This is a genomic window from Nonomuraea aurantiaca (assembly GCF_020215705.1).
Taxonomy (GTDB): Bacteria; Actinomycetota; Actinomycetes; order Streptosporangiales; family Streptosporangiaceae; genus Nonomuraea; species Nonomuraea aurantiaca.
Genome location: NZ_JAIWNB010000004.1, coordinates 325,446 through 344,745, shown reverse-complemented (window position 1 = coordinate 344,745; position 19,300 = coordinate 325,446). Strand labels below are relative to the sequence as shown.

Sequence of the window (19,300 nt, the reverse complement as noted above, 5' to 3'; positions counted from 1 at the left end):
GCGACGGCTAAGGCAAAGAGGGAGCGGGCGATGGCGGAAGCGCAGGCGCCACAGCGTGGGGGGTACACGGAGGAAGTCTCCGCCGAAAGGCTGGCGGAGATCGGACTTCGCTTCGAGGTGGACGGTGAGATCGCGACGATCGCGCTGGATCGGCCCGGCAAGCGGAACGCACAGACGTTCGCGACCTGGGCGGCACTGGCTGACATCGGGGGCAACCTGCCCGAGCAGGTGCGCATCGTCGTCGTGAAAGGTGAGGGACCGTCCTTCTCAGCAGGCATCGACCTGCGAATGTTCACGCCTGAGGGAGTGCCCGGACAGGGCTCGTTCAGCTCGGCGGCGCAACTCGACACCACAGCGTTCGAGCAGCAGATCAGGAAAGCCCAACAGGGATTCCTGTGGTTCCGCCGACCAGAGATCGTCTCCATCGCGGCCGTGCAGGGGCACGCGATCGGCGCGGGGTTCCAGCTCGCGCTCGCCTGTGACCTGCGCATCGTGGCCGACGACGTCAAATTCTGCATGAAAGAGCCCGCTCTGGGGCTGGTGCCCGATCTGACCGGCACCAAGCCACTGGTCGAGCTGGTGGGGCTGGCCAAGGCGATCGACATCTGCCTGACGGCGAGGACGATCGGGGCGGAGGAGGCCATGCGGATCGGCCTCGCCGAACGCGTGGTCGCGGCGGATGACCTGGCGCGAGCCGTACAAGACAAGATCGCGGAGCTGCTGTCGACCAACCGGGACGCGGCGGCGGCGACCAAGCGTCTCCTCCAGGGAGCGCGGGCGCGCACCCTGGAGGAGCAGAGCGTGGCGGAAGGTGTCGAGCAGGCACGCCGCCTCAAGGCGCTCTTCGGCGGAGCCTGAGCGTCGCGCTGACTCGGGAGCCGCTGGGTGCCGCGTCGAGCCGGCCCGGCGGCGCCGGGGTTTCGCGCTGAGCTGAGCCGGGAATCGCACGGGCCTCCCGGGTGCTGAGCCGGGGGAGGAGGACCCCCGAATGGCGATGATGGGAGGGGGCTTCGGCCCCCAGGTATGGGCGTCCATGCGGCGCGACGGCTCCGTGACCAAGCAGCGGCTCACGCCGGGCACGGTCCGGCGCATCGCGCGCTACGCGAAGCCATATACCGGGCAGATAACCGCGTTCCTTCTGCTGGTGATGGCGGGCGCGGTGATCGTGATCGCCAACCCGCTGCTGATGAAGGCGATCATCGACGACGGCATCCTGCCCAGGCAGAGCGGGGTCGTGGTCGGCCTGGCCCTGGCGATCGCCGCGCTCGCGCTGGTCGACGCGGCTCTCACGCTCGTGCAGCGCTGGTTCTCCGCGCGCATCGGCGAGGGGCTGATCTACGACCTGCGCACCGAGGTGTTCGACCACGTGCAGCGCATGCCGGTCGCGTTCTTCATGCGCGCGCAGACCGGCGCGCTGGTCAGCCGGCTCAACAGCGACGTGATCGGCGCCCAGCGCGCCGTGACCAGCACGCTGTCCTCGGTCGTCAGCAACGTGATCAGCCTGGTCCTGGTGCTGGGCGCGATGCTGGCGCTGTCGTGGCAGGTGACGGTGGTCGCGCTGGTGCTGCTGCCGATCTTCATCGTGCCCGCCAAGTGGGTCGGCCGGCGCATGTCCGCGCTGACCCGCGAGCAGATGCAGCTCGACGCCGAGATGAGCTCGGTCACGACCGAGCGGTTCAACGTGGCGGGCGCGATGGTGGCCAAGCTCTACGGCCGTCCCGAGGACGACACCGCCGTCTACAGCGCCCGCGCCGCCAGGGTGCGCGACGTGGGCGTGACGGTCGGCATGTACGGCACCGTGTTCCGGGTCGCGCTCGGCCTGGTGGCGGCGCTGGCCACCGCGCTGGTGTACGGCATCGGCGGCGTGCTGGCCGTCGGCGGCGCCTTCGAGCTGGGCACCCTGGTGGCCCTGGCCGCCCTGCTGATGCGGCTGTACGGGCCCCTCACCTCGCTGTCCAACATGCAGGTGGACGTGATGACCGCGCTCGTCAGCTTCGACCGGGTCTTCGAGATCCTCGACCTCAAGCCCATGGTGTCGGAGAGGCCCGGCGCGCGGCCGCTGCCGGACGGGCCGGTGACGATCGAGTTCGACGGCGTCGAGTTCCGCTACCCGGCGGCCGAGGAGGTGTCGCTGGCCTCCCTGGAGTCGGTGGCCAGGCAGGACACGGGCCCGTCCCAGCAGGTGCTGCGCGGCGTGTCGTTCACGGCGGGGCCGGGCCGGCTCATCGCCCTGGTCGGCCCCTCGGGAGCGGGCAAGACCACGATCACCTCGCTGGTCTCCCGGCTCTACGACGTCAACGAGGGCGCGGTGCGGATCAACGGGCTCGACGTGCGCGAGGCCACGCTCGCCTCGCTGCGCGACACCGTAGGCGTGGTCATGCAGGACGCTCATCTCTTCCATGACACGATCGGGGCCAACCTCCGTTATGCCAGGCCAGGGGCGAGCGATGAGGAGATCTGGGACGCTCTCAGGGCCGCGCAGATAGGCGACCTCATCGCGGCGCTCCCCGACGGGCTGGACACCGTCGTGGGCGACCGCGGCTACCGGCTGTCCGGTGGCGAGAAGCAGCGGCTGGCGCTGGCCAGGCTGCTGCTGAAGGCGCCGCGCGTGGTGGTGCTCGACGAGGCCACCGCGCACCTCGACTCGGAGTCGGAGGCGGCCGTGCAGCAGGCGCTGAAGACCGCGCTGGCCGGCCGTACCTCGCTGGTGATCGCGCACCGGCTGTCGACGATCAGGGAGGCCGACGAGATCCTCGTCGTGCAGGACGGCCGCATCGCCGAGCGGGGCCGCCACGAGGAGCTGCTGGCGCGCGGCGGGCTCTACGCCGAGCTCTACCGCACCCAGTTCAGCGCTTCAGATAGCCCAGTCGCGTGAGCTCCTGCCTGGCGACCTTCTCCACCAGGGTGAGGTCGCCGGGCCGCAGGCGCGTGCGCCAGGAGCCGACCTCGGAGACCCGCGGGGCGTACAACCCGATCTTGGACACGCGCGTCTCCAGGAACTCCGTGAGCGCCGCCACCGGCTCCGCGGGCCGTTGCACGAGATCCTCGTAGCGCAGCGTGAGGAGCTGGTCGGCCGGCAGCTCCTTGCGCAGCGTGGCGCTGAGCCGTACGGCGCTGCGCCAGCGCAGGGCGCTCTTGCCCGCGGCGGGCATGCCCTTCCAGCGGTCGCGGTGCTCGTCGCGGTTGACGCCGAGGAAGGGATTGGGGAACTCGGTCTCCTCCGACAGCATCACCGGCTTGAACCAGGCCAGGCAGTCCGGGTCGTCGAGCATGTCGGCGGTCACGTCGCGGCCGTCGCGGATCAGCTGCACGAACCGGGCGTCGGGGAAGGCCCGGAGCAGCACGGGCGCGCTGTAGAGCAGGTCGGGACTGCCGTCGCCGAACCTGGTCACCTCGCTGGTGGCCACGCACGGGCCCATGCTCGTCACGCCGCCCGCCTCCCTGCACGCCTCGGCGCACTGGCCGCACGAGCGGGGCAGCACCTGCCACGACTCGGCCAGCGCGTCGCGCAGCACGCGTACGGCACCCGACGTCTGGCCGATCGACGGCTTGCGGGCGAAGGCGTACACCACGTGGGCGACGGACGTCCGGCCCATCGTGACGTGGAAGCCGGGGGAGCGTTTCAGGGCGCGGGCGAGCAGGTCCGCGCCGGAGTGCGGAGCACCGAGCAGGAAGACCGGCCGGCGGACCTTGATGCCGTTGACCACGAGGATGTGGGGCGGAAGTCGCATACGAGAGGTAAGTGTGACACCGTTTGGCGGGTGAAAAAGCCAACGTCGGCGTCGCCGCTCGTCCGGGAGTTGATCAATGCGGCAGGGTGACACCGTCGCCGTCGTCTCGCCCTCGGGGCCGCCCAACGCCGTCCTGCTCAGGCGGGGGGTCGAGCGCCTGGAGGGGCTTGGGCTGAAGGTCGTGGTCGGCGAGCACGTTCTCGGCCGCCAGGACCTTCCCTACCTCGCCGGAGCCGACGCGGCGCGCGCCGCGGACCTGCAGGCCGCCTGGTGCGACCCGGCCGTCTCCGCGGTGTTCTGCGCCAGGGGCGGCTACGGCGCGGCCCGGCTGCTCGGCCTGCTCGACTGGGGCCTCATGCGCGCGGCGGGACCCAAGACACTGATCGGGTCGAGTGACATCACGGCGCTGCACCACGCGTTCGCGGCGGAGCTGGGCGTGCCCACGCTGCACGGCCCGATGCCGGCCTGCGACGTGATCGCCGACGAGAAGGGGGCCGAACCGCGCACCTGGGAGCACCTGCGGGCCGCCCTGGCCCGCCAGGCTCCGCCCGTCGCCGGCGACCTGGTGCTGTCTCCCGGCCGAGCCGAGGGCATACTGGCGGGCGGTAACCTGTCGCTGCTCGCCTCCATGTGCGGCACCCGCTACCACCCGTCGTTCGCCGGGAAGATCGTGCTGCTGGAGGACATCGGCGAGGAGCCCTACCGCATCGACCGGATGCTCACCCAGCTCTTGCAGGCGGGTGCCTTCGACGGCGTGCGCGGGATCGCCCTCGGTTCGTGGGTGGGCTGCGGGGATCCCTATCCCGTGCTTAAAGACCGGCTGCTGCCGCTCGGAGTGCCTGTCCTGGCGGGGTTGCCGGTAGGTCACGGCGCACCACAGATGAGTGTGTGGCTTGGGGCTCTTGGGGCTATCGATACCGAATCGTGCTCGCTGGCTGGTCTGTTCCGCGACGAGGAGCAGGCAAGGTAGGAATACAGGTATACGGACGAAACGGACAGAGGGGACACGGCGCGTGAACTTGTTCAGGCGTGACCGGGAGCCCTCGCGACGGTCGGTCGAGGACACCGACCTCGACTCCCTGCTCGGGCTCGTCGCCGATTCCCTCGGCTTCACCTGCGTCTTCGCCGCCGACGGCGCCTCGCTGACACTGGGTGGCGGCAGGGAGATCCTGGTCAGGCTCACCGGGCTGCGCCGCGAGGCGGGCCGCAGGCCCAGGGACGACTGGCCGATGCTGGTCTCCGAGCACCTCGCCAACGCGGTCGCCGCGGCCGACGAGCTGCTCGACGTGTGCGACCTCGACCAGGTCAAGCCGCTGCTGCGGACCCGCGTCGAGGCGGTCGACGAGGTCGCCGACCTGACCAGGGTGGTCGGCCGCCACCTCAACGGCGACCTGGTCGAGCTGCTCACGGTGGGCTCCAGGCCGGTACGCCCCGAGGAGGCCGGCTGCTGGCCCGTCCCGTCGGGCAGGGCGCTGGAGCTGGCCGTCAGGAACGTCGGGCAGGACGAGCGGCTGGAGATCGAGTCCATCGAGCTGTCGGGCACGCCGGTGTGGCGTCTGACCAGCCGCACCCCGGCCGCCGCCACCCATCTGCGCTGGCTCGGCGACTATCTGCCGCTGCCCGCCGACGGGGTGCTGGTGGTGCTGCCGGATCCGTACACGCTGATCGTGCACCCGGTCGACGGGATCGGTGTGGTGCGGGCCCTGGAGCGCCTGCGCGTCCACGCCGTACGCACCGACGGGCTCAGCCCGCAGGTCTACTGGTGGCACGAGGGGCGGCTGACACTCATCCGGGCGGACATCGTCCTGCAGGACGGTCTGGCCCGCCTCGTGGTGGCGCCGCCGCCGGAGTTCGCCAAGGTGCTGGCCCGGCTCGCCGCCTGACCTCCGCCCTGCCCCTCAGCACAGCCGGGAGAGGGCGCGGGCGGCGTGCACCAGGGGGACGTGGCTGAACGCCTGGGGGAAATTTCCCACCATACGCTCGTATCGCGGGTCGTATTCTTCGGCGAGCAGCCCCACGTCGTTGCGCAGCGCGAGAAGCCGCTCGAACAGCTGCGTCGCCTCCTCCTTGCGTCCCTGCATGGCCATCACCTCCACCAGCCAGAAGCTGCAGGCCAGAAACGCGCCCTCGCCGCCGGTCAGGCCGTCGACCTGGTTGTCCTCGGCCACCGGGTAGCGCAGGACGAAACCGTCGGACATCAGCTCCTTCTCGATGGCCGCCACCGTGCCGACCACGCGCGGGTCGTCGGCCGGCAGGAAGCCCACCATGGGCATGAGCAGCAGCGAGGCGTCGAGGGCCGTCGAGCCGTAGTACTGGGTGAAGGTGTTGCGCGTGGGGTCGTAGGCCCGGTCGCAGATCTCGGCGTGGACGACGTCGCGCAGCTCCCGCCACCGGTTGACGGGGCCGGTCCTGCCGAAGCGCTCCACGTACTTCACGGCACGGTCGAGCGCCACCCAGCACATCATCTTGGAGTGGGTGAAGTGCCGGCGCGGGCCGCGCACCTCCCACAGCCCCTCGTCGGGCTCGTCCCAGTGCTCGGCCACGTAGTCCAGCAGCTGGCGCTGGATCGCCCAGGCGCGGTCGTCGGCGGCCAGGCCGGAGGTCCTGGAGAAGAACAGGCAGCTCATCACCTCGCCGTAGACGTCCAGCTGGAGCTGCATGGCGGCCTCGTTGCCGATCCTGACCGGGCGGGAGCCCTCGTAGCCGTCGAGCCATTCGAGCTGCATCTCCGGCAGCCGCCGCTCGCCCGCGACGCCGTACATGATCTGCAGGTCCTGCGGGCGGCCCGCGATCGCGCGCAGCAGCCACGACCGCCAGGCGGCGGCCTCGTCCAGATAACCGGAGTTGATCAGGGCGTCGAGCGTCATCGTCGCGTCGCGCAGCCAGCAGTAGCGGTAGTCCCAGTTGCGCACCCCGCCCAGGTCTTCGGGGATGGAGGTGGTGGGCGCGGCCACGATGGCGCCGGTGGGGTCGTAGATGAGGCCCTTGAGAGTGATCAGCGAGCGGACGACGGCCTCGCGGTACGGGCCTTCATAGGTGCATTTGGCCACCCATTCGCTCCACATCGCCTCGGTCTCGGCGAGCTGGGTCTCGGCGTGGATCTGCGACGGCATCGGCTGATGCGACGGGTGCCAGGTGAACACGAACGGCAGCCGCTCGCCCTCCTTGACGGTGAAGGTGGCGCGGTGCGCGTAGTCGCCGCCCTTGAGCGGGACGGGGGAGTGCAGCCAGATGGAGTCGGGGCCGCCGATCGCCTGCAGGTGGCCGTTGGTCCGGCGCACCCACGGCACGATCCTGCCGTAGTCGAAGCGGACCCTGAGCTGCGTGGACATCTCGACCGTGCCCGAGACGCCCTCGACGATGCGGACCACGTCGGGGTTGCGATCACGCGGCGGCATGAAGTCGATGACGCGGACCGTGCCCGTCGGGGTGTCCCACTCGCTCTCCAGGATGAGCGTGTCGGGGCGGTAGCGGCGCCGCGTGGCGGGCCGCCTGCCGGTGGGGCCGAGCCACCAGTGGCCGTTGCGCTCGCTGCCGAGCATGGCCGCGAAACAGGAGGGGGAGTCGAATCTGGGCAGGCAGAGCCAGTCGATGGAGCCGTCTCTGCCCACCAGGGCCGCCGACTGCATGTCCCCGATGAGCGCATAGTCCTCGATCCGCATGTATTGACGCTACCGGCGGGAGGGCGATCTCGCGGCCGGTCCGCTCACGTCGCGTCGTGAGCGGACACGGCCGCGAGATCAGTCATGGGGAAGCAGCGGGCGAGCAGCCGGGATCACGTCATGGGGAACCAGCGGGTGAGCAGCTGGGTCAGCGGGCCGATGGCCAGCGCGAAGATCAGGGTCCCGACGCCGACCGTGCCGCCGAGCAGCCAGCCCGCGGCCAATACCATGATCTCGATGAGGAAGCGGGCGAGCCGGAGCGACAGCCCCAGCCGGGTCAGGCCGGTCATGATGCCGTCCCGCGGTCCCGCGCCCATCCCCGCGCCGATGTACAGGACAGTGGCCAGGGCGATCGACAGCACGCCGAGCACCAGGTAGAGCCAGCTCGCCACCCAGTTGGTGGCGATGGGCAGCACGGAGAAGGCGGCGTCGGCGAACAGGCCGACGAACAGGACGTTGCTGATCGTGCCGAGGCCGGGCTTCTCCTTCAGCGGGATCCACAGCAGCATCACCAGCACGCCGACCAGCAGGATGATCGTCCCGACTGACAGGCCCGTCCGCATGGCCAGGCCCTGGTGCAGGGTGTTCCACGGGGCGTTGCCCAGCCCGGACACGAGCTGGAAGGCGATGCCCAGCCCGTACAGCGCCAGGCCGCCGTAGAGACGCAGGAGGCGGACGGGGAGGGCGTTCAGGCGTGGGATGGTCGCTTCGCTCATAGTGGTCCCAGAGTGGCAGGGAGGTGGCTTGCCAAAACAGGGCCAATCCCGGAAAGTGGCCTTTATGCGGCATTTGTCGGCGACTCAGGTGGCCCGGCTGGTGGACGTCCCCGCGGGCGCCCGGCCCTATTACCGCGCGCTCGCCGACGCCGTGCGCGCGCTCATCATGGACGGTCAGCTGCCGGTGCGGGTGCGCCTGCCCGCCGAACGCGACCTGGCCAAGACCCTGGAGGTCAGCCGCACCACTGTAACGGCCGCCTACGACCTGCTGCGCGAGCGGGGCTACCTGGAGAGCAGGCAGGGCTCGGGCAGCTGGACCGCGCTGCCGGACCCGGCCATGTCGGCGGACAACCCGTGGCTGTCCGTCGACGGCGACGGGCTCATCCCGCTGCACTGCGCCGCCCCGCCCGGGCCGTCGGCGCTGGCCGAGGCCATGACCGAGGCCGTGGCGGACCTGCCCAGGTACGGCATGGGCCACGGCTACGACCCGATGGGCCTGCTCGCGCTCAGGGAGCGGATCGCCGCCCACTACACCGGCCGCGGGCTGGCCACCAGGCCGGAGCAGATCCTTGTCACCACCGGCTCCCAGCACGCGATCCAGCTCGTGCTGGGCCTGCTCGTCGGCGCGGGCGACCCGGTGCTCGTCGAGTCGCCCACCTACCCGCACGCCATCGACGTGGCCCGCCGGCGCGGCGCCCGGATGGTGCCCGTCGGCATCTCGCACGAGGGCTGGCAGGCCGACCTGGTCTCCTGCGCCATGCGCCAGTCCGCGGCCCGGCTGGCCTACCTGATGCCCGACTTCCAGAACCCGACCGGCGCGCTCATGGACGACGCCACCAGGGCCGCGATCGCCGGGGCCGCCAGGCGTACGGACACCGTGCTCGTGGTCGACGAGACCTGGTCGGAGCTGGCCCTGGACGAGGTGCCGCGCACGGCGCCCATGGCCGCCTTCGACACCGACAGCCGGATGATCAGCATCGGCTCGGCCTCCAAGCTGTGGTGGGGCGGGCTGCGCATCGGCTGGGTGCGCACCACGGCCGCGCTGGCCCGCCGCCTGGCCGTCCACCGCGGGGCCGTGGACATCGCCAGCCCGGTGCTGGAGCAGCTCGTGGTGGCGCGGCTGTTCGACCGGCTGGAGGAGACCAGGGCCGAGCGCCGCCGTACGCTGCGGGCCTCCCGCGACGCGCTCGTCGCCGTGCTCCGCGAACGGCTGCCCGGGTGGAGCTTCACCGTGCCGAAAGGCGGCGGCACGTTGTGGGTGCGGCTGGACGGGGGCTCCTCGGTCGCCCTCGCCGACGCCGCGGCCCATCAGGGGGTACGCCTGGCTCCGGGGCCCTGGTTCGGGCTGGAAGGCACGCTGGAGGGCTACCTGCGCCTGCCGTACACGCTCCCGCCCCAGGTGCTCGCCGAAGCCGTCAGCCGGATCGCGGCGGCCCACGAGCGCGGAACCGCCGGGATCAGCCCGCGGCTGCCCGATTCGCTCATGCCGATGGTCTGACGCGCCTGGGTCATTCGGGGGGTTTGACGCCCCTGGCCAGCGGGGCGCGCCAGTTGTAGCGCATCGCGGCGATGCGCAGGCCGAAGGCCAGCACGGCGGCGGCCAGCGTGGCGGGCCAGCCGTACAGCCCGTGCGTGTAGAGCGCGGCCATCACCGCCGAGCCGAGCATCGCGGGCACCGCGTAGAGCTGGCGGTCGTACAGCAGCGTCGGGATCTCCCCGGCCAGCACGTCGCGCAGCATGCCGCCGCCGATCGCCGTGGTGACGCCGAGCAGGGCCGCGTGCAGGGGGCCGAGCCCGTAGTCGAGCGCCTTCTCCGTGCCCACCGCGCAGAACAGCCCGAGGCCCGCCGCGTCGAGCACCAGGATGGCGGGCATCACCTTGGCCACGTGCGGATGCCAGAAGAACACGATGACCGTGGCCGCGAGCGGCACGAGCACGTACCCGGAGCTCTGGAAGGCGCTGGGCCGGACGTTGAGGATCAGGTCGCGCACGACGCCGCCGCCCAGCGCGGTCATCTCGGCGATCATCGCCATGCCCACCACGTCGAGCCGTTTGCGTACGCCCATCAGCGCGCCCGACAGGGCGAAGACGAAGATGCCTACGAGATCGAGAATTTCCGACACGAGAGAGATTTCTACCTGAGCTGCTCGGTGTGGTGCTCCGCCATCAGTACCCGCAGCCGCCGGGTGAACACCAGCAGCACCACTCCCGCCACGACCGCCGTCATGGCCAGGAGCAGGTAGTACGCGGGTTCGGACAGCACATCGCTGAGCCGCCCGGTCTGCCCGCCGACCGCGTCGCCCACCGACACCGCGATGAACCAGATGCCGAGCATCTGACCCTTGAACGCCCGCGGCGCCAGCTTGCTGGTGACCGAGAGACCGACCGGGCTCAGCGACAGCTCGCCGAACACCTGGATCAGATAGACCAGCACCAGCCACCAGACCGAGATCTTGCCCGTCTCGGCCAGCTTGGCGGCCAGCGCCATGACCACGAAGCTCAGCCCCGCCATGAACAGCGCGAACCCGAACTTCTGCGGCGTGCTCACCCGGGTCCCCAGCTTCGTCCACAACGCCGCGAACACCGGCACCAGGAGCAGGATGAACAGCGAGTTGAACGACTGCGTGGTCGCCGCCTGGATGGGGATGCCGAACAGCGACAGGACGGTGTTGTGCTGGGCGAAGAACAGCAGCTTGCTCGGCGCCAGGTCGAAGATCATCCAGAAGATCGCGGCCGCCACGAAGAGCCAGATGTAGGCCTTCATCCGCAACCGCTCGTCCTCGGTCAGGTCGTGACTGCCGAGCATGATGTAGCCGAAGTAGAGCACCGGCACCGCCAGCACCACGACCGTCACCACGACCGTGAGCCGGGACAGCGTGAACGTCCCCGTCGCCACCCAGATCGCCATGGCCACCACGGTCACCGCCACCGCGAACGAGACCAGCTTGACGGCCCGTGCCCGTTCGGGCGGCGTCAGCGGCAGGCCCGGCTCGTCGCCGACGCCTCTGAGGCTCTTCCTGCCCAGCGTGTACTGCAGCAGGCCGAACGCCATGCCGACCGCCGCCGCGCCGAAGCCCAGGTGCCAGCGGTCGTCCGCGGCCAGCGCGCCCACCACGATCGGCGCGAGGAAGGCGCCGATGTTGATGCCCAGGTAGAACAGCGAGAACCCGGCGTCCCTGCGCCCGTCGTCCTCGTCGCGGTAGAGCCGGCCGACCATGACCGAGATGTTCGGCTTGAGCAGGCCGGTGCCCGCGATGATCAGCAGCAGCCCGAGCCAGACGAAGAACGACCCGCTCACCGGGAGGGCCATGCTGATGTGGCCGCACATGATGATGAAGCCGCCCAGGAAGACCGACCTGCGCGGGCCCAGCACCCGGTCGGCGATCCAGCCGCCGGGCAGCGCCACCAGGTAGATCAGCGCGCCGTAGACGCCGACCACCGCCTGCGCGGTCTGCTCGGTCATGCCGAGGCCATGCTGGGCGGGGGAGGCCGCCATGAAGGTGGCCAGGATGGCGCGCAGGCCGTACCAGCTGAAACGCTCCCACATCTCGGTGCCGAACAGCGTCGCCAGGCCCCACGGATGCCCGAAGAACGTCCTTTCGCCCTTGCTCATGCGCCGCCCTCCTTCGTGCGCGACACATCACTCTACGTGACGAGAATGCCGTGCTCTTGCCGCTACCCCGGCGGTGTGGTGCGATGCATGCCAGCTGAGCAAGTGAGTACTGACTGGAGGCGGGTGCCATGGCAGATGTCCTCGAAGTCCGGGCGGAGATCGAGCGGTTAATCGCCGGCCGTACCGTATGCGGGCAGCTCGGCGAGCTGGCCGAGCGCTACCCGGACGCGCCCGCCTACTCCGACCCCGCCGACGACGGCTGGAACACGCTGAGTTACGGCGAGGCCCGGCAGCGGGTGCTCGAGATAGCGGCCGGATACGCCGCGCTCGGCCTCGAACCCGGCGAATCCGTCGCGCTGATGATGGTCAACAGGAGCGAGCACGTGCTCGCCGACCTCGGCGCGGTGCACGCGGGCGGCGTCGGCTGCACCGTCTACTCGACGTTCGCGCCCGACCAGATCGCGTTCGTCGCCGCCGACGTGAGTGCCCGGATCGCGGTGCTCGGCGGGCCCGCCGAGCTGGCCCGCTGGCAGCCGGTGCTCGATCGGCTGACGGGGCTCCGCAAGATCATCATGCTGGAGGGCGCGCCCGACGACGACCGGTTCCTGTCCTGGCCGGACTTCCTGGAGCTGGGCCGCTCCGCGCTGGCCGCGCGCCCGGACGAGGTCGAGGCCCGCTGGCGCGCCGTGACGGCGGACGACGTGGTCACCGTCCTGTACACCTCGGGCACCACCGGCCGCCCCAAGGGCGTCCCCCTCACCCACGCGAACGTCTTCTACGAGGTCGAGTCGACCGACCGCATCACCTCGCTGCCCCTCCAGGGCACGCAGATCTCCTACCTCACCTACGCGCACATCGCCGAGCGGGTGCTCAGCCTCTACCTGCCCCTGGTGAAGGTCTCCCACGTGTACTTCTGCACCGACCTGGCCAACCTCGGCGCCACGCTCGGGCAGGTCAAGCCGATGATGTTCTTCGGCGTGCCGCGCGTGTGGGAGAAGATGATGGCCCGCCTGCTGGCGGTCCTCGCCACCCAGACCGAAGAGCAGCAGGACGCCGTACGACGGGCCATGGCCGCCGGCGTCGCCTACGTCGAGGCCGGGCAGTACGGCGGCACGCTCACCCCCGAGATCGCCGCCGCCTACGAGCAGGCCGACTCCTCGCTGCTGTCCATCATCCGCGGCATGATCGGCTTCGACCGCGCCGAGTGGACCGCCACGGGCGCCGCGCCGCTCCCCGCCGAGGTGCAGCGCTTCTACGCCGGTCTCGGCCTCAAGGTCATCGACGTGTACGGCATGACGGAGACGACCGGTGCCTTCACCGGCAACAGCCCCTCCTGCTACCGCCTGGGCACCGTCGGGCGGGCGGAGCCGGGCGTCGAGATCCGCATCGCCGCCGACGGCGAGATCCTCACCAGGAGCCCGCTCAACACCCGCGGCTACCACAACCGTCCCGAGGACAGCGCCCAGCTGATCGACGAGGACGGATGGCTGCACACCGGCGACATCGGCTCGGTCGACGACGACGGCTTCTACCGGGTCGTCGACCGCAAGAAGGAGCTGATCATCACCGCCGGCGGCGAGAACATCTCCCCGGCCGAGATCGAGAACCACCTCAAGGAACACCCCCTCATCGGCCAGGCCCTCGCCTACGGCGACAACCGGGCCTACCCGGTGGCCGTGCTGACGCTCGACGCCGAGGTGTCGCCCGGCTGGGCGCAGGCGCGCGGCATCACGTTCGGCTCGCTCGCCGAGCTGGCCGAGCACTCCGCGGTGCTCAAGGAGGTGGAGGCCGCCGTCGTGGCGGCCAACGCCAAGCTGGCCAGGGTGCAGCAGGTCAAGCGGTGGGCGCTGCTCGGCACCGAGTGGACGGCCGAGACCGAGGAGCTGACCCCCAGCCTGAAGCTCAAGAGGCGGGTCATCCACGCCAAGTACGCCGACGTCATCGAGGGCCTGTACGCCGGCTGATCCTTTGCCGTTCGGGGCGTGCGTCGTGGTCCTGGTCATTACCGGGTGCTTCCTAGCGTCTCGATCATGACCAGAAGTCTTCTTCTCGTCTCGCTCGCGGCGGGGGCCCTCGCGGTGCCCATACCGGCGTCCTCCGCAGCGACCGAGCTCGCCATTCGTGAGATCAGCATCAGGCCCGCAAGCCCCGTCGTCGGAGCCGGGAACACCGTCCGCCTGGTGATCGACGTGGTCGCCAAGGGGGCGAAGGGCAAGGACGGGGTGACCATCAAGGTGGAGCCCGGCGCCACGCCCGGCGCCACGGGCCAGACGCCCATCACCGGCGGATCGCCCGTCGGCCCCCTACCGCCGGCCACGGGCGCCATGCGCGTCACCGCTCCGGGCGGCAAGCCCATTCGAGGTGTCAAGCCCGCTCCGGGCGGAGAGACCGTCGTGGACCCCGCCCAGGCAGCGGACCCGGGTGCGCGGCCCGCCGGGGAGGGGTGGCCGTCCTGGTTCGGCCCGGACATCTGGGCGTCGGCCCGGCGACCGCAGCCGCGACCCATCACCGTGGAGCCCGCGCTGCCGTTCATGCCGGCGTGGCGGACGGTGCCGGTCGGGACGCGGATGCTGGACGGCTGGCAGACCTGGCGGTTCCTGCCCGACAAGGTCCTCACCCGCTTCTACCCGTCGGGCACCTGGACGATCACCGCCACCGCGACGGGCGACGACGGGCAGAGCGTGACGCGCAACCAGACGTTCCAGCTCAGGCGGGAGACCAAGCTGTCGTCCGTACGGGCGGAGAAGGCGGGCGGAGCCGGCTCCGTACGGCTGCGCGGCTCCCTGACCAGGGTGGACCCGCGAGGTTACGAGGACTATGCGCCGTTCGCGGACCAGCAGGTGGAGATCCTGTGGCGCGCGGAGGCCGAGGACACGTGGGAGCGGGTGGCGATCGCGACCACCGGCGAGACGGGCGACTTCGGCAGGACGGTGCGGGGCCGCCCAGGCGGCTACTGGCGAGCCCGCTACCTGGGAACCGACCATTACGCCCCAAAGGTCTCGAAAATCCAAGAAAGCGGGATAAACACCTAAAAACGGCCCTATAAAGCCTGACGGGTGAATTGTCGTTGCAAGATTGTGATCGGGGCTTTCGCAACTTTTCCTTTCCCCAACGCGTCAATGGCGTTGACGTGCTCTGTCCTTGGGGCGCGTTCTCCACACGGGGAAGGAAGTTCATTCATGATGCGACGTCTCGCCGCCGGACTGGCTGCGGCTGCTCTGGGCGCCACGGTCGTGGCGACCGCCGCCACTCCGGCGCTGGCGGAACCCGAGCCCGACGGTGGTCACACCGCCCTGCAGTTCGACGCCAACCCCGAACCCGCCTGGCGCGGCAAGCCCCTCAACCTCGAGGGCAAGCTGTCGGTGCAGTGCGAAGAGGACTACATCAGCGGCTTCGTGTCCGTCCACCACGCCGACTACTGCAAGGAGTCGGAGTCGTGGCACCGCCTCGGCTGGAAGCGGATCACGATCCTCTTCCAGGCGGACGGCAGCGGCCGGTGGGAGTACGTGCGGTCGGTCCGGACCAGCCGTGACGGCTACTTCTCCACCAGCGTCCCGGCCTACACCTCGGGCACCTGGAAGGCGGTCTTCGAGGGCGCCGAGTGGCTCGACGGCTCACAGGCCACCGACTGGGTGAAGGTCGTCGGCCGCCGCCACTGACCGTACGCGGCTCGAGAAATGCCCGGTCCCCGTCACGGGGGCCGGGCATTTCTGGTCTTTACCCTTTTACACCGCTTTTCGGGTCCCGGTAGAGCACCAGGTGCTCGTGGTAGAGGACGCCGTCGCGAATGTCGCCCGTCGCGGTGAACCCGGTGTCGTCCACATAGTCCAGATGGGCGCCCGTCACGGTGTAGCGGCCGGTGTAGGCGCTGCGCCGCTCGCCGCGGGCCTCGTCGTAGCGCCCGTCCGGCAGAAGCTCCTGCCGGATGTAGCCGTCGGCCGTCACCCACATGCCCACCACGTTCACGTCGGACATCGGATCCCCCTCGTCGGTTCTCTTTCCCGTCGTCGTCAGTCTCCCGCCCGCCCCTGTCCGGTGACAGGCAGCGCTGTTCCTAGGTGCGCGCCACCCAGGCAGGCGCATGGCTCAACCGGTGATGGCGTAGAGTCCCGCGGATGATCGAAGAGCCGTTGGCGGGTGGCGGGGTCAATGAGGTCGTCCGGGTCGGGAACACCGTCCGGCGGCCGACCGGTCCCTGGACGCCGGCCGTACACCGTCTGCTGGATCACCTCGCCGCGGCCGGGTTCGACGGGGCGCCGCGCGCGCACGGGCTGGACGAGGCCGGACGGGAGATCCTCGACTTCGTGCCGGGCGACGTGGCGCACTACCCGGTGCCCGCCTACGCCTGGAGTGACGCCGCGCTGGAGGCGCTGGCCGTGCTCATGCGGGCCTATCACGACGCCACCACCGGCTTCGCGGCCCACGACGCCGAGTGGTACTTCCCGGCGCGCGAGCCGGCCGAGGTCGTCTGCCACGGCGACATCGCGCCCTACAACTGCGTCTACCGCGACGGCCTGCCGGTGGCGCTCATCGACTTCGACACCGCCCATCCCGGGCCGCGCCTGTGGGACGTCGCTTATGCCGCCTACCGGTTCGTCCCGCTGTCGGCCGTCGGCAACGGCGAGGCCGTGACGCCGGTGACCGAGCAGACAAGGCGGCTCCGGCTGCTCGCCGACGCCTATGGCCTTTCCGGCGCCGAGCGTACGGCGCTGCCCGAGGTGGCGGCCGAACGGCTGCGGGCGATGGTGGATCACATGCGGCGGCAGGCGGCGGCCGGGAACGAGGCGTTCGCCGCGCACCTGGCCGCCGGGCACGCCGACCTCTACCTGACCGACATCGAACACCTCACCCGCCACGCCACCGAGTTCCGGAACGCCCAGTGAGGAATCACCTGATCGCGAACCGCGTTGTCCTCCGGTGAGATGTCGAGTTTGGGGGCGGCCGGAAGGCCGACATAGGCTGGGCTCTGGCGACGGATTGGAGGTGACGCCATGTTGCGAGACTCGTTCGGACGGGTGGCGACGGATCTACGGGTGTCCCTCACGGACAAGTGCAACCTGCGCTGCACCTACTGCATGCCGCCCGAAGGGCTCGACTGGCTGCCCAACGCCCAGCTCCTCACGGCCGACGAGATCGTCAGGCTGGTCACGATCGGCGTCGAACGGCTGGGGATCACCGAGGTCCGCTACACCGGCGGCGAGCCGCTGCTGCGCCGCGAGCTGCCCGACATCGTCGCCCGCACCGTGGTGCTCGCTCCCCGGCCGCAGGTGTCGCTGACGACCAACGGCATCGGGCTGGCCCGGCTGGCCGGGGTGCTCGTCGAAGCGGGCCTCGACCGGGTGAACGTCTCACTCGACACCCTCGACCGCGACACGTTCAAGCGGCTCGCGCACCGCGACAGGTTCGACGACGTCATCGCCGGGCTCAGCGCCGCCCACGAGGTGGGCCTGCGCCCCGTCAAGGTCAACACGGTCCTGATGCGCGACATCAACGACCACGAGGCCGTGCCGCTGCTGCGCTACTGCCTCGAACAGGGCTACGAACTACGCTTCATCGAGCAGATGCCGCTCGACGCCCAGCACGGCTGGAGCCGCGAGGGCATGGTGACCGCCGACGAGATCCTCGCGATGCTGTCGGCCTCGTTCGACCTGACGGCCGACGATCTGGAGGATCGCGGCAGCGCCCCCGCCGAGCGTTTCCTGGTGGACGGCGGCCCCGCCCGGGTGGGCGTGATCGGGTCGGTGACGCGCCCGTTCTGCGGCGCCTGCGACCGCGTACGGCTGACCGCCGACGGGCAGATCCGCAACTGCCTGTTCGCCACCGAGGAGTCCGACCTGAAGACACCCCTGCGGGCCGGCGCCTCCGACGAGGAGCTCGCCGCTCGCTGGATCGCCGCCGTGTCGCGCAAGCGCGCCGGGCACGGCATCGACGACCCGTCCTTCCTCCAGCCGTCCCGCCCGATGTCGGCGATCGGCGGCTAGCCCTCTTAGTCGTACGTCGTACGGAGCTGCTTGCCCGTGCGGGTGCTGCCCCACCGATCGAGAGCCGTGGCCGAGGTGCGTACCGTGGGGGCGTGACGATCGGCGGAGAGTACGACGCGGTCATCCTGGCCGGGGGACAGGCGCGGCGGCTGGGCGGCGTGGACAAACCCGGCCTGAGTGTCGGAGCGCGGGCGATGATCGAGGACGTCGTCCTGGCCGCCTCCGGAGCCCGCAAGGTGATCGTGGTCGGCCCCGAACGCCCGCTGCCAGGGGTGATCTTCGCGCGGGAGGATCCGCCCGGCGGCGGGCCGGTCCCGGCGTTGCGGGCCGGGCTGCGCGAGGTCACGGCGCCACGGGTGGTGCTGCTCGCCGGCGATCTCCCCTACCTCAGAACCGGACACGTCGCCGAGCTGCTCCGCGCCTCGGCTCGCGCGGCGGGCGCCGGGGCCGACAGCGGCGTGGGCCTTGGGGGCGTCGGTGGCGGGGTTGTGGCGGTGGACGACGGCGGGCGGGAGCAGTGGTTGCTGAGCCTGTGGCCTGCCGAGACGCTGCGCCGGGCGCTGGACGGCTACACCGGGCGCTCCCTGAGAGGGCTGCTCGGACCGCTCGTCCACGCGCGCGTCGCGCTGCCCGGCCGGCCGTGGTTCGACTGCGACACAATGGACGATCTAGAGGAGGCTCGCATGAACGTGCTGAACGAGTGGACCGCCCTGGCCTGCAAGGAGCTGGGCATCGACCCGGCCCGCGTCGACCGGGACCTGATCCTGGACCTGACCAAGGAGGTGGCGCACGGCGTCGCCAGGCCCGCCGCGCCGCTGACCGCCTATCTGCTGGGACTCGCCGAGGGCGCCGGCACCGCGCCGGAGGACGCGGTCGAGCGGATTACCGCGCTCGCCAAGGACTGGCGTGAGACCGCGGCCGAGACGCTGACCGAGAGTTGACACGCCAACGAACTGTTGGTGTCAAGCCATGCTCAAAGTTGCGGATTTCCTGCGAATAATGAGCGCCAGAGAGCGTAAACGATTTTGGGAAAGCGGCCCTACCGGATGGGGTTCCAGGGCATTGGACTGATCGTCCGAGAGAGAGTTTCCCCAGGAAAAGGGCGACGCCGGGTGGTTACGGGGGCAAACCACCCGGCGTCGCTTCATCGGCGTTCCGACGGGGGCCCGGAACGCCGGCACCAGCACTCCGACGGGGGACCGGAGCGCTTGCCTAAAGCGTACACCTACAACCCATGGGATGCGTCAAGACTTAGTCACGACCCGATCTCGCGTCGATGCCTTGGTATCTCGCTTTGGTTAGCTTCCGGTGTGTGAAAGGTAGGCGGAGGGGCATCCTTGCCCCTCTCATTGGCCCCGATTACGGCTATGTATGGCAAAAAGACGGCCGCGGCGATGAACAGCAGCCGGTACGGCACGGGCACCGGCACGACGACGGCCAGGATCAGGCACAGCGTGCGGATCCCCATCTTGATGAGGTAGCTGATCTCCCGCCGGTGGATGTCCGAGCTCAGCGACGGTTTCGCGTCGGTGACCTGGTGGACGTCCTGCTTCTTGCGCCACCCCTTCATGACATCCACGGTAGACCTCGGGTGCGC

At 70.5% G+C, this 19,300-nt stretch carries 18 protein-coding genes; 11 read left to right on the top strand and 7 right to left on the bottom strand.

What is annotated here, in order from left to right; all coding sequences use genetic code 11:
- Positions 1-30 precede the first annotated feature (30 nt).
- Together LDL49_RS13460 and LDL49_RS13455 are read left to right on the top strand one after the other, a co-directional pair.
- Positions 31-858, top strand: a complete 828-nt coding sequence (locus tag LDL49_RS13460; RefSeq protein ID WP_225291343.1) for an enoyl-CoA hydratase/isomerase family protein — start codon at positions 31-33, stop codon at positions 856-858.
- A gap of 130 nt (positions 859-988) precedes the next feature.
- The gene (locus tag LDL49_RS13455; protein ID WP_225291342.1) at positions 989-2,875 is read left to right on the top strand and encodes an ABC transporter ATP-binding protein; all 1,887 of its coding nucleotides are present in this window, start codon (positions 989-991) and stop codon (positions 2,873-2,875) included.
- Here the strand turns inward: LDL49_RS13455 and LDL49_RS13450 are convergent.
- A complete protein-coding gene (locus tag LDL49_RS13450) occupies positions 2,847-3,731 on the bottom strand; it encodes a sulfotransferase family protein (RefSeq protein ID WP_225291341.1) in 885 nt (294 codons plus the stop codon). The genes LDL49_RS13455 and LDL49_RS13450 overlap by 29 nt on opposite strands.
- A gap of 76 nt (positions 3,732-3,807) precedes the next feature.
- On the opposite strand from LDL49_RS13450, the gene LDL49_RS13445 reads away from it, so the two are divergent.
- Together LDL49_RS13445 and LDL49_RS13440 are read left to right on the top strand one after the other, a co-directional pair.
- A complete protein-coding gene (locus tag LDL49_RS13445; RefSeq protein ID WP_225291340.1) occupies positions 3,808-4,701 on the top strand; it encodes a S66 peptidase family protein in 894 nt (297 codons plus the stop codon).
- 43 nt (positions 4,702-4,744) lie between these two features.
- Entirely contained in the window at positions 4,745-5,614 is an 870-nt protein-coding gene (locus LDL49_RS13440) for a hypothetical protein (protein WP_225291339.1), read from the top strand.
- A gap of 15 nt (positions 5,615-5,629) precedes the next feature.
- Here LDL49_RS13440 and LDL49_RS13435 read toward each other — a convergent pair whose 3' ends face one another.
- Both LDL49_RS13435 and yczE read right to left on the bottom strand, forming a co-directional pair.
- A complete protein-coding gene (locus LDL49_RS13435; RefSeq protein ID WP_225291338.1) occupies positions 5,630-7,393 on the bottom strand; it encodes a glycoside hydrolase family 15 protein in 1,764 nt (587 codons plus the stop codon).
- A 113-nt stretch (positions 7,394-7,506) separates the two neighbouring features.
- Entirely contained in the window at positions 7,507-8,109 is a 603-nt protein-coding gene (yczE, locus tag LDL49_RS13430; RefSeq protein WP_225291337.1) for a membrane protein YczE, read from the bottom strand.
- Between the two features lie 64 nt (positions 8,110-8,173).
- Here yczE and yczR point away from each other — a divergent pair, with 64 nt between their 5' ends.
- On the top strand, positions 8,174-9,607 hold the full coding sequence (yczR, locus tag LDL49_RS13425) for a MocR-like transcription factor YczR (RefSeq protein WP_225291336.1): 1,434 nt from the start codon (positions 8,174-8,176) through the stop codon (positions 9,605-9,607).
- A 10-nt stretch (positions 9,608-9,617) separates the two neighbouring features.
- Here yczR and LDL49_RS13420 read toward each other — a convergent pair whose 3' ends face one another.
- Both LDL49_RS13420 and LDL49_RS13415 read right to left on the bottom strand, forming a co-directional pair.
- A complete protein-coding gene (locus LDL49_RS13420) occupies positions 9,618-10,232 on the bottom strand; it encodes a trimeric intracellular cation channel family protein (RefSeq protein ID WP_225291335.1) in 615 nt (204 codons plus the stop codon).
- Positions 10,233-10,243: 11 nt separating this feature from the next.
- On the bottom strand, positions 10,244-11,722 hold the full coding sequence (locus tag LDL49_RS13415) for a peptide MFS transporter (protein WP_225291334.1): 1,479 nt from the start codon (positions 11,720-11,722) through the stop codon (positions 10,244-10,246).
- A 128-nt stretch (positions 11,723-11,850) separates the two neighbouring features.
- Between LDL49_RS13415 and LDL49_RS13410 the strand changes: the two genes are divergently transcribed.
- The 3 genes from LDL49_RS13410 (at position 11,851) to LDL49_RS13400 (ending at position 15,381) form a co-directional block, all read left to right on the top strand.
- Complete coding sequence (locus LDL49_RS13410; RefSeq protein WP_225291333.1) at positions 11,851-13,686, top strand: AMP-dependent synthetase/ligase; 1,836 nt, start codon at positions 11,851-11,853, stop codon at positions 13,684-13,686.
- Between the two features lie 66 nt (positions 13,687-13,752).
- Positions 13,753-14,754 (top strand): hypothetical protein, encoded by a 1,002-nt coding sequence (locus tag LDL49_RS13405; protein WP_225291332.1) that lies wholly within the window; start codon positions 13,753-13,755, stop codon positions 14,752-14,754.
- 147 nt (positions 14,755-14,901) lie between these two features.
- Complete coding sequence (locus LDL49_RS13400; protein ID WP_225291331.1) at positions 14,902-15,381, top strand: hypothetical protein; 480 nt, start codon at positions 14,902-14,904, stop codon at positions 15,379-15,381.
- A 58-nt stretch (positions 15,382-15,439) separates the two neighbouring features.
- On the opposite strand, the gene LDL49_RS13395 is transcribed toward LDL49_RS13400, so the two are convergent.
- A complete protein-coding gene (locus tag LDL49_RS13395) occupies positions 15,440-15,697 on the bottom strand; it encodes an Atu4866 domain-containing protein (protein WP_225291330.1) in 258 nt (85 codons plus the stop codon).
- A 140-nt stretch (positions 15,698-15,837) separates the two neighbouring features.
- Here LDL49_RS13395 and LDL49_RS13390 point away from each other — a divergent pair, with 140 nt between their 5' ends.
- From LDL49_RS13390 to LDL49_RS58330, 3 genes are all read left to right on the top strand, one after another.
- Positions 15,838-16,605 carry a phosphotransferase gene (locus LDL49_RS13390; RefSeq protein WP_225291329.1) on the top strand — a complete coding sequence of 256 codons (768 nt, stop codon included), beginning with the start codon at positions 15,838-15,840 and terminating at the stop codon, positions 16,603-16,605.
- Positions 16,606-16,713: 108 nt separating this feature from the next.
- Positions 16,714-17,703 (top strand): GTP 3',8-cyclase MoaA, encoded by a 990-nt coding sequence (gene moaA / locus LDL49_RS13385; protein ID WP_225291328.1) that lies wholly within the window; start codon positions 16,714-16,716, stop codon positions 17,701-17,703.
- A 92-nt stretch (positions 17,704-17,795) separates the two neighbouring features.
- Positions 17,796-18,644 (top strand): DUF6457 domain-containing protein, encoded by an 849-nt coding sequence (locus LDL49_RS58330; protein ID WP_308016115.1) that lies wholly within the window; start codon positions 17,796-17,798, stop codon positions 18,642-18,644.
- A 314-nt stretch (positions 18,645-18,958) separates the two neighbouring features.
- Here LDL49_RS58330 and LDL49_RS13375 read toward each other — a convergent pair whose 3' ends face one another.
- Positions 18,959-19,273: a DUF3099 domain-containing protein gene (locus LDL49_RS13375; RefSeq protein WP_225291327.1), complete on the bottom strand. Its 315-nt coding sequence runs from the start codon at positions 19,271-19,273 to the stop codon at positions 18,959-18,961.
- Positions 19,274-19,300 lie beyond the last annotated feature (27 nt).

What these genes read in the sequence shown, in the direction of transcription:
- LDL49_RS13460 (WP_225291343.1), top strand. Translation starts at nt 31, where the DNA reads ATGGCGGAAGCGCAGGCGCCACAGCGTGGGGGGTACACGGAGGAAGTC.
- LDL49_RS13455 (WP_225291342.1), top strand. Translation starts at nt 989, where the DNA reads ATGGCGATGATGGGAGGGGGCTTCGGCCCCCAGGTATGGGCGTCCATG.
- LDL49_RS13450 (WP_225291341.1), bottom strand. Translation starts at nt 3,731, where the DNA reads ATGCGACTTCCGCCCCACATCCTCGTGGTCAACGGCATCAAGGTCCGC.
- LDL49_RS13445 (WP_225291340.1), top strand. Translation starts at nt 3,808, where the DNA reads ATGCGGCAGGGTGACACCGTCGCCGTCGTCTCGCCCTCGGGGCCGCCC.
- LDL49_RS13435 (WP_225291338.1), bottom strand. Translation starts at nt 7,393, where the DNA reads ATGCGGATCGAGGACTATGCGCTCATCGGGGACATGCAGTCGGCGGCC.
- yczE (WP_225291337.1), bottom strand. Translation starts at nt 8,109, where the DNA reads ATGAGCGAAGCGACCATCCCACGCCTGAACGCCCTCCCCGTCCGCCTC.
- yczR (WP_225291336.1), top strand. Translation starts at nt 8,174, where the DNA reads ATGCGGCATTTGTCGGCGACTCAGGTGGCCCGGCTGGTGGACGTCCCC.
- LDL49_RS13415 (WP_225291334.1), bottom strand. Translation starts at nt 11,722, where the DNA reads ATGAGCAAGGGCGAAAGGACGTTCTTCGGGCATCCGTGGGGCCTGGCG.
- LDL49_RS13410 (WP_225291333.1), top strand. Translation starts at nt 11,851, where the DNA reads ATGGCAGATGTCCTCGAAGTCCGGGCGGAGATCGAGCGGTTAATCGCC.
- LDL49_RS13405 (WP_225291332.1), top strand. Translation starts at nt 13,753, where the DNA reads ATGACCAGAAGTCTTCTTCTCGTCTCGCTCGCGGCGGGGGCCCTCGCG.
- LDL49_RS13400 (WP_225291331.1), top strand. Translation starts at nt 14,902, where the DNA reads ATGATGCGACGTCTCGCCGCCGGACTGGCTGCGGCTGCTCTGGGCGCC.
- LDL49_RS13395 (WP_225291330.1), bottom strand. Translation starts at nt 15,697, where the DNA reads ATGTCCGACGTGAACGTGGTGGGCATGTGGGTGACGGCCGACGGCTAC.
- LDL49_RS13390 (WP_225291329.1), top strand. Translation starts at nt 15,838, where the DNA reads ATGATCGAAGAGCCGTTGGCGGGTGGCGGGGTCAATGAGGTCGTCCGG.
- moaA (WP_225291328.1), top strand. Translation starts at nt 16,714, where the DNA reads ATGTTGCGAGACTCGTTCGGACGGGTGGCGACGGATCTACGGGTGTCC.
- LDL49_RS13375 (WP_225291327.1), bottom strand. Translation starts at nt 19,273, where the DNA reads ATGAAGGGGTGGCGCAAGAAGCAGGACGTCCACCAGGTCACCGACGCG.